A 9840-nucleotide genomic window follows, 5' to 3' on the forward strand; every position below is an offset into this window, starting at 1 on the left:
GGCAGGCGCAGCCGCCGCCGCAGCCGCCGGCTGCAGGGGCGGGCGTGGATTCGGCGGCCGGGGCCGCGGGCTTGGCGCCGCCCTTGAAGTCGGTGGCGTACCAGCCCGAGCCCTTGAGCTGGAAGCCGGCCGCCGACAGCAGCTTGGCGTAGCCGGTGGTGCCGCAGGACGGGCAGACGGACAGGGGCTCGTCGCTCATCTTCTGCAGGTGCTCTTTCTGGAAACCACAGCTGGGGCAACGATATTCGTAGATGGGCATGGCGTGCTCCCGAAAACAAGTGCGCAAGTCTAACGCAACGCAGCATAAGGAAAAAGCGCGTCCCGAGCGGGCGCGCACTGGCGGCAGATGTGGGCGGGAGAGGGCGGCTTCAAGCCCCGCGCCGCAGACCGTCCGCGGCTGGGGCGACGCGTCGTGCGCTCACAGCATGCCGAGGTAGCGTTCGGTGATGGCCTCGCCCCAGAACAGCGCGATCAGGCCGGCGGCGGCGAGGTAGGGTCCGAAGGGAATCGGCACGTTGCGGCCGTGGCGCGCGACGGCGATCAGCACGATGCCGACGACCGCACCGACCAGCGAGGACAGCAGGATGGTGAGCGGCAGCATCTGCCAGCCCAGCCAGGCGCCGATCGCAGCCAGCAGCTTGAAGTCGCCGTAGCCCATGCCTTCCTTGCCGGTGGCGAGCTTGAACAGCCAGAACACGGACCACAGCGCGAGGTAGCCCGCCATCGAGCCAATGACCGCGGCGGGCAAGTCGGTGTAGGTGCCGCCGAGGTTGAAGGCGAGGCCCAGCCACAGCAGCGGCAGGGTGATGTCGTCGGGGAGCAGCTGGGTGTCGAGGTCGATGCAGGTGAGCGCGACCATTGCCCACACGAACAGCAGCGCCCCGAGCGCTGCGGCGCCGAAGCCGAAATGCCACGCCGCGTAGGCCGACAGCAGCGCGCTGACGGCCTCGACGATCGGGTAGCGCTTGCTGATGCCGGCGCCGCAATGCCCGCAGCGCCCGCGCAGCACCAGGTAGCTCACCAGCGGGATGTTCTCGAGCAGGGTGATCTGGTGGCCGCAGTGCGGGCAGCGCGAGCGCGGCGTGGCGAGGTTGAAGCGCTCGCCGGCGGGGGGCTCCTCGCCGCGCAGTTCGGCGGCCTGGGCGTGCCAGTCGTGCTCCATCATTCGCGGCAGGCGATGGATGACGACGTTGAGGAAGCTGCCGACGAAGAGGCCCAGCAGGCCAGCCAGGGTGGTGAAGGCGATGGGGTTGGAGAGGAGCTCGAGCATGACTCAGACGATCGCGCCGAGCTTGAAGATCGGCAGGTACATCGCGACCACCAGGCCGCCGATGACGGTGCCGAGGAAGACCATGATCAGCGGCTCGAGCAGCTGCGACAGGCCGGCGACCGCGTCGTCCACCTCCTGCTCGAAGAAATCGGCGACCTTGCTCAGCATCGAGTCGAGCTGGCCGGACTCCTCGCCGATCGACACCATCTGCACCACCATGGTCGGGAACACGTCGGCGTTCTGCATCGCGACCGTCAGGCTGGTGCCCGTGCTGACCTCGCCCTGGATCTGCCGCGTCGCCACCATATATACGTGATTGCCGGACGCGCCGCCCACCGAGTCGAGCGCTTCGACCAGCGGGACGCCGGCGGCGAACATGGTCGACAAGGTTCGCGTCCAGCGCGCCACGGTCGCCTTGCGGATGATCGCGCCGATCACGGGCATTCGAAGCACCAGCCGGTCGACCGCGATCTGCATCGCCGTCGAGCGCTTGTAGCTCCAGGCGATCGCCATGATGGCCGCGATGATGGCGCCGAAGATCAGGTACCAGTAGGCCACGAAGGCGTCCGAGATGGCGATCACCAGCAGGGTCGGCGCGGGCAGCTCGGCGCCGAAGCCGGTGAATACGCTCTTGAACTCGGGGATCACGAACAGCATCATCACCGAGATCACCAGGCCGGCCACCACCACCACCGCGGTGGGGTAGAACAGCGCCGACTTGATCTTGCTCTTGATCGCGAGGATTTTTTCCTTGTACGTGGCGATGCGGTCGAGCAGGCCGTCGAGGATGCCTGCCTGCTCGCCGGCGGCGACCAGGTTGCAGAACAGGCGGTCGAAGTGCGCCGGGTGCTTGGCGAAGGCCTGCGACAGGTTCGAGCCGGTCTCGACGTCGGTGCGGATGTCGTTGAGCATGCGCGAGAGCGCGGCGTTGCCGGAGCCCTTCATCGCGATGTCGAAGGCCTGCAGCAGCGGCACGCCGGATTTCATCATCGTGGCGAGCTGGCGGGTGAACAGCGCGATGTCCTTCTCCGAGACGCGCCCGCCGCGCGCCATCTTCTGCTTGCGGACCTTGACCACCTGGATGCCCTGGCGGCGCAGCATGGCCTGGACCACGGCTTCGCCGGTCGCGCGGATCTCGCCACGGACGACCTTACCGGTCTTGTCCTTGCCTTCCCAGATGTACAGGTCCTCCTTGGGACCGGTGGCACGTGCCGCGCGGCTTGCAGTGGCCATGAAATCGAACGTCCTTTATTCGTTGGTCGTCGCCAGCACTTCTTCCAGCGAGGTGATGCCCTGGCGCACCTTGCGCAGGCCCGCCTGGCGCAGGTCGAGCACGCCCTCGCGGCGAGCCTGGGCGGCGATGTCCATGGAGTTGCCGCCGGTCATGATGATGCGGGCGATCTCCTCGCTGATCGGCATGACCTGGTAGATGCCAACCCGCCCCTTGTAGCCGCTACCCTTGCAGCGCTCGCAGCCTACCGGCCCCATCGGTTGCCAGCCGCCGTCGAGCGCTTCGGGTTCGAAGCCGGCCTCGACGAGGGCCTGGACGGGAATGTCCATCGCCCTCTTGCACGAGCATAGCCGGCGTGCGAGGCGCTGGGCCGTGATCAGGATCACCGAGGATGCGATATTGAACGGCGCCACGCCCATGTTCTTGAGGCGTTCGAGGGTCGAGGGCGCGTCGTTGGTGTGCAGGGTGGACATCACCAGGTGGCCGGTTTGCGCCGCCTTGATGGCGATTTCGGCGGTCTCGAGGTCGCGGATCTCGCCCACCATGATCACGTCCGGGTCCTGGCGCAGGAAGGCGCGCAGCGCGGCCGAGAAGGTGAGGCCGGCCTTTTCGTTGACGTTCACCTGGTTGATGCCGGCGAGGTTGATCTCGGCCGGGTCCTCGGCGGTGGAGATGTTCACCCCCGGCTTGTTGAGCAGGTTCAGGCAGGTGTACAGCGACACCGTCTTGCCCGAGCCGGTGGGGCCGGTGACCAGGACCATGCCGTAGGGGCGCGCGACCGCGGCGAGCAAGGCCTCGCGCTGGTCGGGGTCGTAGCCGAGCGCGTCGATGCCGAGCATGGCCGAACTCGGGTCGAGGATGCGCATCACGATCTTTTCGCCGTGCAGGGTCGGCAGCGTGGATACGCGGAAGTCGATCGCCTTGTTCTTGGACAGCACGAGCTTCATGCGGCCGTCCTGCGGCACGCGCTTCTCCGAGATGTCGAGGCGTGAGATCACCTTGATGCGCGCGGCGATCTTCTCCTTGAGCACCAGCGGCGGCTGGGCGATGTCGCGCAGGATGCCGTCGGTGCGCACGCGGATGCGGTAGAACTTCTCGTAGGGCTCGAAGTGGACGTCGGAGGCGCCCTCGTTGATCGCGTCGATCAGCACTTTCTGGATGAACTTGACGACCGGCGCGTCATCGACCTCGTTGGCCTCCTCCTCGTCGCGCTGCTGCGAGGGGCCGTCCTGCTGCAGCAGGTCCATGTCGAAGGCTTCGCCAGTCAGCTCCTTGAGCGTGTCGGCGGCCGATTCGGACAAGGCCTCGACCACACGCTTGAGCTTGTCGGCCTCGACGATCACGAGCTCGAGCTGCAGGCCGGTCTGGAAGCGGATCTCGTCGAGTGCGCGCAGGTTGGAGGGGTCGGCGGTGGCGAGCGTGATGCGGTTCTGGCGCTTGGCGAGCGGTGCGACCTGGTGCTTGGCGAGCAGCTTGCGGTCGACCGCCTCGCGCGCGAACACCGCCGCATCGAAGGCGGCGAGATCGAGCAGCGGATAGCCGAAGGTCTCGGCGGCGAAGCGGGCCATGGCCGCGCAGCTCATCAGGCCGCGGTTGGCGACCTCGAGGATGAAGGCGGTCGCGGCTTCGCCCGCATGGGTGGTGCATGCGACCGCGTCGGCCTCTTTCAGGTGGCCATGCTGGATCAGCGCCCTGGCGAAGCCGCTCAGGGCCGGTTTGGAGGTTGCCGCCATGCCTTGCTCGTGTCCGGATTGCGGCCGATGTTGCCCGCCGCCCCCCGCCTTGTAAAGATGCGGACACCCGGTGGCGGGGCGTCCCGGCTCATTGCTCCGCGTCGTCGATCAGCGGCCGGAAGATGCGCGCGGTGCGCACCATGCGGTCCTGTGTCTGCACGACCTCGATCGGCGTGTCGGCGATCTTCATCGACACCCCGGTCTCGGGGATGTCCTGCAGGTGCTCGAGGATCAGCCCGTTGAGCGTCTTGGGGCCGTCGATGGGGAGGGCGAGCTCGAGCCGGCGGTTGAGCTCGCGCAGGTTGGACGTGCCGTCGACCAGCACGCTGCCGTCCTCGCCCCAGTGCATGCGATCGCCCACGTCCGGTGTGCTGGTGGTGAACTTGCCGATGAGCTCCTCGATGATGTCCTCGAGCGTGATCAGGCCGAGGATCTCGCCGTATTCGTCCACCACGAAGCCGAGGCGCTGCTGGTTCTCCTGGAAGAACTGGATCTGCGAGTACAGCGGCGTGTCGGCCGGCACGAAGTAGGGACGGGCCAGGAGGTCGCGGATGCGGTCCACGCTGAAATCTTCCTCCAGCGTGTTGCCGAGCAGCCTGCGCTGGTGCAGCACGCCGATCACGTGCTCGCTGTCGCCGTCATAGACCGCCAGGCGGGTGTGGAAGCTGGTGGCGATCTGGCGGCGGACGACGTCCTCGGGGTCGGACAGGTCGATGCTCTCGATCGCGCCGCGCGGCGTCATCACGTCCTCGACCGTGATGCTCTCGAGGTCGAAGAGGTTGAGCAGCATGCTGCGGTGCTTGTGCGGGATGTACTGGCCCGAGTCGATCACCATCGCGCGCAGCTCCTCGACCGACAGCGCCGACTGGGTCTCTTCCTTCGGCTGCAGGCGCATCAGGTTCAGCAGCCCGCGCGAGAACAGGTTGATGAACCACACCGCGGAATACGACACGCGCAGCAGGCCGGTGAGCGGATAGGCGACGATGGGTGCGAGGCGGTCGGCGTGGTTGGCGCCGATCACCTTCGGGGTGATCTCGGAGAACACCAGGATCGCGAAGGTGACGAGCAGGGTCGCCACGCCGAGCGCCCAGCTCTCGTTGCCGAAGAGCTCGAGCGTGATCACGCTGACCAGGGTCGCGGCGCCGGTATTGACCAGGTTGTTGAACAGCAGGATCACGCCGAGCAGGCGGTCGGTGCGGGCGAGCAGCTCGAGCGCGAGCGCCGCGCCGCGGTTGCCCTGGCTGGCGAGCGAGCGCAGGCGGTAGCGGTTGGCCGCCATCATGACCGTCTCCGACATCGAGAAGCATGCCGACAGGGCCAGCAGCACGACGAGGGCGACGAGTTGAAGCGCGATGGTGAGATCCGTCACGAGGGGCGGGCGCCGGGAAAGGGGCCCCGAGTATTGGAGCCCCTCAGGACGCTGTCAATACGCGCGAGCGCAGGCGGCTGGAGTTCAGGTGCGATGCAGCACCACCTCGATGACGAAACGGCTGCCTACATAGGCGAGCATCAGCGCGACGAAGCCGGCCAGGGTCCAGCGCAGCGCCAGGCGGCCACGCCAGCCCCGGAGGTGGCGGCCGAGCAGCAGGCCGCCGAAAAGGAACCAGGACACGAAAGCGAAGATCGTCTTGTGGTCAACGCGGAAGGCCTGGCCGAACAGGCTCTCCGAGAACAGCACGCCGCTCGCCAGGGTCAGGGTGAGCAGCACGAAGGCGATCGAGATCAGGCGGAACAGCAGCGCCTCCATGGTGAGCAGGGGCGGCAGGCCGGAGAGCAGGCGGCTGAAGCGCGCGTTGTGGAGCTGGCGGCCCGCCACCGCCATCAGCATCGCGTGCAGCGCGGCCAGGGTGAACAGGCTGTAGGCCAGCATCGCCACCACGAAGTGGGCGCGGAAGGCTGGCGAGGTGGCGTTGGCGAGTACGTGGTCGCCGGGGAACAGCAGCGGCACCAGGCTGCCGATCGCGCCCGCGGGCATGACCGCCGCGTGCAGGCCGTCGAGCCGGGTGTAGAGGGTCTCGACCCAGTAGAAGCACACCGCCAGCCAGACCATCAGCGAGACCGCGACGCCGAAGCCGAAGCGCATCTCGCTGCCGGGGAAGATCGCCAGGTGCAGCGCCGCGCCGTGCGCGACGATGGCGCCCAGCAGCAGCAGGCGCTCGCGCGCGCTCATGCACTCGCGGCGCGGCTGCAGCGCGGAACCGCGCGTCATGCAGGTGCGCCAGAAGAACAAGCCCAGACCGGCGTAAAGCGAGGCGGGGAGGAGATGAAGTAGAATTGTGCGCATACGTAGCCGCAGTTTACTCCAAGTCACGCGCCCAAGGCCTGCCCGAACATGCTCGACAATCTGACTCAACGCCTGTCCAAGGTCGTCAAGACCCTCCGCGGCCAGGCCCGCCTGACGGAAGAAAACATCCAGGAGGCGATGCGCGAGGTGCGCATGGCGCTGCTCGAGGCCGACGTCGCGCTGCCGGTGGTGAAGGACTTCGTCGCCAAGGTCAGGGAGAAGGCGGTGGGCCAGGAGGTGATCGGCTCGCTGACCCCCGGCCAGGCCCTGGTGGGCGTGGTGCACGACGAGCTCAAGGCGCTGATGGGCGGCGCCCACGAGGGCCTCGACCTGTCCACCCAGCCGCCCGCGGTGGTGCTGATGGCCGGCCTGCAGGGCGCGGGCAAGACCACCACCACCGGCAAGCTCGCCAAGCTGCTGCACGAGCAGCAGAAGAAGAAGGTGCTGGTGGTGTCCACCGACGTCTATCGCCCGGCGGCGATCGAGCAGCTGAAGACCGTGGCGGCGCAGGCGGGGGTAGGCTTCTTCCCCTCCGAGACCGCGCAAAAGCCGGTCGACATCGCGCTCGCCGCGCTCGACTACGCGCGCAAGCACCACATCGACGTGCTGCTGGTCGACACCGCCGGCCGGCTCGCGGTGGACGAGGCCATGATGGCCGAGATCCAGGCCCTGCACGCCGCGGTCAAGCCGATCGAGACCCTGTTCGTGGTCGACGCGATGCTCGGCCAGGACGCGGTGAACACCGCGCGCGCCTTCAACGAGGCGCTGCCGCTCACCGGTATCGTGCTGACCAAGCTCGACGGCGACTCGCGCGGCGGCGCGGCGCTGTCGGTGCGCCACGTCACCGGCAAGCCGCTCAAGTTCGCCGGTATCGGCGAGAAGCTCTCGGGGCTCGAGCCCTTCCACCCCGACCGCATGGCCAGCCGCATCCTCGGCATGGGCGACATCCTCGGCCTGGTCGAGGATGCCCGCCGCGGCGTCGACGAGGAGAAGGCCAAGGCCTTTGCGCAGAAGCTCAAGACCGGCAAGGGCTTCGATCTCGACGACTTCAAGGAGCAGATCGCCCAGATGCGCAAGATGGGCGGGCTGTCGTCGATGATGGACAAGCTGCCGGCGCAGTTCGCCCAGGCCGCGGGCAAGCTGCAGGGCGGGGCCGAGGAGAAGACGATCTCGCGCATCGAGGGCATCATCAACTCGATGACGCCGCTCGAGCGCGCGAAGCCCGAGCTCCTCAAGGCCAGCCGCAAGCGCCGCATCGCCGCCGGCGCCGGCGTGACGGTGCAGGAGGTCAACCGCCTGCTCAACCAGTTCGAGCAGACGCAGAAGGTCATGAAGCAGTTCTCCAAGGGGGGCATGAACAAGATGATGCGGGCGATGAAGGGCATGATGCCGGGCGGTCTGCCGGGCATGCCGCGCTGAGGGGGGCGGACGCATGAAGGACATCCTCGTCGCCTTCGGGCGCGCCGGTCGCAGCCTCGGGCGGCGCGACATCTTCTGGCACCTGCTGTGGCCCGGCCTGCTCTCCATGGTGATCTGGGCCGGCGTGGCCTTCTACGCGTGGACGCCGGTCACCGAGTGGCTGTATGCCACGGTGAGTGGCTGGTCCTTCATCGGCGGCTGGCTGTCGGCATCCGAGACCACCGCGGCGATCGTGCTGGTGCTGATCCAGATCGCCACCGCGCTGCTGGTGGTGCCCCTGGTCTATGTCACCGCCGCCATGCTGGTGGCGACGGTGGCCTTGCCGCTGATGCTCGAGCGCGTCGCGCGCGTCGACTACGCCGACCTCGAGCAGCGCCGCGGCGGCTCCAACGTGGGCAGCGCGCTGAACTCCATCTTCGCCGGCGTGCTCTTCCTGCTCGCGCTGGTGCTGTCGCTGCCGCTGTGGCTGATCCCCGGCGCCGGCCTGCTGATCTCGGTCACGCTCACCGGCTGGCTCAACCAGCGCGCCTTCGGCTACGACGCGCTCATGTATCACGCCGACAAGGGCGAGCTGCAGCGCCTGCGCGACGACTGGCGGCCGCAGATGCTGCTGCTCGGCGGCGGCACGGCGCTCCTGGCCTACGTGCCGGTGATCAACCTGGTGGCGCCGGCCTTCGCCGGCCTCGCCTTCGTCCATTACATGCTAGAGACCCTGCGCCGGCATCGCATCCAGCACGGCATCACCGTGCTCGACGCCGAGCCGGGTGCCGGGCTGCGGAAACTGAAATGAACTTCGGTGCCCTGATCATCGGCGACGAGATCCTCTCCGGCCGCCGCAGCGACAAACACCTCGCCAAGCTGATCGAGCTGCTCGGCGCGCGCGGGCTCAAGCTGTCGTGGGCGCGCTACGCCGGCGACGACTTCGACCGCCTCGCCGACACCCTGCGCCAGACCTTCGCCACCGGCGACGTGGTGTTCAGCTTCGGCGGCATCGGTGCCACGCCCGACGACCGCACCCGCGAGGCCGCGGGCGCCGCGCTCGGCCTGGAGCTCGCGCTGCACCCCGAGGCCGAGGCCGAGATCCGCGCCCGCTTCGGCGCCGAGATCACCCCCGAGCGCCTGCAGATGGGCGTGTATCCGGTGGGCAGCGAGATCATCCCCAACAGCTTCAACCGCATCCCGGGCTTCTCGATCCGCCAGCACTACTTCACCCCAGGGTTCCCGGTGATGGCCTGGCCGATGGTGGAGTGGGTGCTCGACACCAAATACGCCCACCTGCACCACGCCGAGGACTACGTCGAGCAGGCGGTGACGGTGTGGGATGCCTACGAGGGCCAGCTGATCGGCCTGATGCGCCGGGTCACCGCCGACTTCCCCGACACCACGCTGTTCAGCCTGCCCACGATCGCCGCCGAGGGCCAGCGCCGATCGCTCGAGCTCGGCATGAAGGGTACGGCGGCGCGCGTCGCGGCGGCGATGGCGGTGATCAAGGCCGACCTCTCCGCGCGCGGCCTGGAGTGGGAAGACAAGGCTTGAGCGCTCGGGCGGCGGCCTCGGAAGAGCCGCACAGCCTGCTCGTCGAGGGCATTCGGGTCGATCTGGTGCTGCGCCGCTCGGCGCGGCGCTCGTTCGCGCTCCAGGTGGACCACCGCGGCGCGCGCGTGTCGGTGCCGCTGCGCACCCCGCTCGGCGAGGTCGAGCGCTTCGTGCACAGCCACGGGCCCTGGCTGCTCGACCGCCTGCGTGCGCGGGCGCAGGCGCCGCGAGCGCCGCTGCTGGAGGTGGGCGAGGGCGTGAGTGTGCCGCTCTTCGGCCGTGCGCTGGTGCTGCGCGTGGTGCCGGCGCGTGCGGCGCGCTGGCGCGGGGCGGCGGACGGCGGCGAGGAACTCCTGCTGCCGGCGGG

Annotated in this window: 10 protein-coding genes; 4 read left to right on the forward strand and 6 right to left on the reverse strand. The window is 68.5% G+C overall.

The window, feature by feature from the left end:
- From C667_RS16155 to C667_RS16180, 6 genes are all read right to left on the reverse strand, one after another.
- On the reverse strand, window positions 1–259 hold a 259-nt coding region (locus tag C667_RS16155; protein WP_004369720.1), incomplete at its 3' end, for an FmdB family zinc ribbon protein.
- A gap of 159 nt (window positions 260–418) precedes the next feature.
- Entirely contained in the window at window positions 419–1270 is an 852-nt protein-coding gene (locus tag C667_RS16160) for a prepilin peptidase (RefSeq protein ID WP_004369721.1), read from the reverse strand.
- 3 nt (window positions 1271–1273) lie between these two features.
- Window positions 1274–2503, reverse strand: coding sequence for a type II secretion system F family protein (locus tag C667_RS16165; protein WP_004369722.1), 1230 nt, complete (start codon window positions 2501–2503; stop codon window positions 1274–1276).
- A gap of 15 nt (window positions 2504–2518) precedes the next feature.
- Entirely contained in the window at window positions 2519–4234 is a 1716-nt protein-coding gene (gene pilB, locus C667_RS16170; protein ID WP_004369723.1) for a type IV-A pilus assembly ATPase PilB, read from the reverse strand.
- An 88-nt stretch (window positions 4235–4322) separates the two neighbouring features.
- On the reverse strand, window positions 4323–5603 hold the full coding sequence (locus tag C667_RS16175; protein ID WP_004369725.1) for an HlyC/CorC family transporter: 1281 nt from the start codon (window positions 5601–5603) through the stop codon (window positions 4323–4325).
- 84 nt (window positions 5604–5687) lie between these two features.
- Window positions 5688–6518, reverse strand: a complete 831-nt coding sequence (locus C667_RS16180) for a cytochrome C assembly family protein (RefSeq protein ID WP_039921874.1) — start codon at window positions 6516–6518, stop codon at window positions 5688–5690.
- Between the two features lie 48 nt (window positions 6519–6566).
- On the opposite strand from C667_RS16180, the gene ffh reads away from it, so the two are divergent.
- From ffh to C667_RS16200, 4 genes are all read left to right on the forward strand, one after another.
- On the forward strand, window positions 6567–7937 hold the full coding sequence (gene ffh / locus C667_RS16185) for a signal recognition particle protein (protein WP_004369729.1): 1371 nt from the start codon (window positions 6567–6569) through the stop codon (window positions 7935–7937).
- A gap of 13 nt (window positions 7938–7950) precedes the next feature.
- On the forward strand, window positions 7951–8727 hold the full coding sequence (locus C667_RS16190) for an EI24 domain-containing protein (protein ID WP_004369731.1): 777 nt from the start codon (window positions 7951–7953) through the stop codon (window positions 8725–8727).
- Window positions 8724–9473, forward strand: a complete 750-nt coding sequence (locus C667_RS16195) for a competence/damage-inducible protein A (protein WP_004369733.1) — start codon at window positions 8724–8726, stop codon at window positions 9471–9473. The genes C667_RS16190 and C667_RS16195 overlap by 4 nt, the downstream gene beginning before the upstream one ends.
- Window positions 9470–9840, forward strand: a 371-nt coding sequence (locus tag C667_RS16200) for a YgjP-like metallopeptidase domain-containing protein (RefSeq protein ID WP_004369736.1), incomplete at its 3' end; no start/stop codon positions are given. The genes C667_RS16195 and C667_RS16200, both read left to right, overlap by 4 nt.

This window comes from Thauera phenylacetica B4P (genome assembly GCF_000310225.1).
Classification (GTDB): domain Bacteria; phylum Pseudomonadota; class Gammaproteobacteria; order Burkholderiales; family Rhodocyclaceae; genus Thauera; species Thauera phenylacetica.

What these genes read in the sequence shown, in the direction of transcription:
- C667_RS16160 (WP_004369721.1), bottom strand. Translation starts at nt 1,270, where the DNA reads ATGCTCGAGCTCCTCTCCAACCCCATCGCCTTCACCACCCTGGCTGGC.
- C667_RS16165 (WP_004369722.1), bottom strand. Translation starts at nt 2,503, where the DNA reads ATGGCCACTGCAAGCCGCGCGGCACGTGCCACCGGTCCCAAGGAGGAC.
- pilB (WP_004369723.1), bottom strand. Translation starts at nt 4,234, where the DNA reads ATGGCGGCAACCTCCAAACCGGCCCTGAGCGGCTTCGCCAGGGCGCTG.
- C667_RS16180 (WP_039921874.1), bottom strand. Translation starts at nt 6,518, where the DNA reads ATGCGCACAATTCTACTTCATCTCCTCCCCGCCTCGCTTTACGCCGGT.
- ffh (WP_004369729.1), top strand. Translation starts at nt 6,567, where the DNA reads ATGCTCGACAATCTGACTCAACGCCTGTCCAAGGTCGTCAAGACCCTC.
- C667_RS16190 (WP_004369731.1), top strand. Translation starts at nt 7,951, where the DNA reads ATGAAGGACATCCTCGTCGCCTTCGGGCGCGCCGGTCGCAGCCTCGGG.
- C667_RS16195 (WP_004369733.1), top strand. Translation starts at nt 8,724, where the DNA reads ATGAACTTCGGTGCCCTGATCATCGGCGACGAGATCCTCTCCGGCCGC.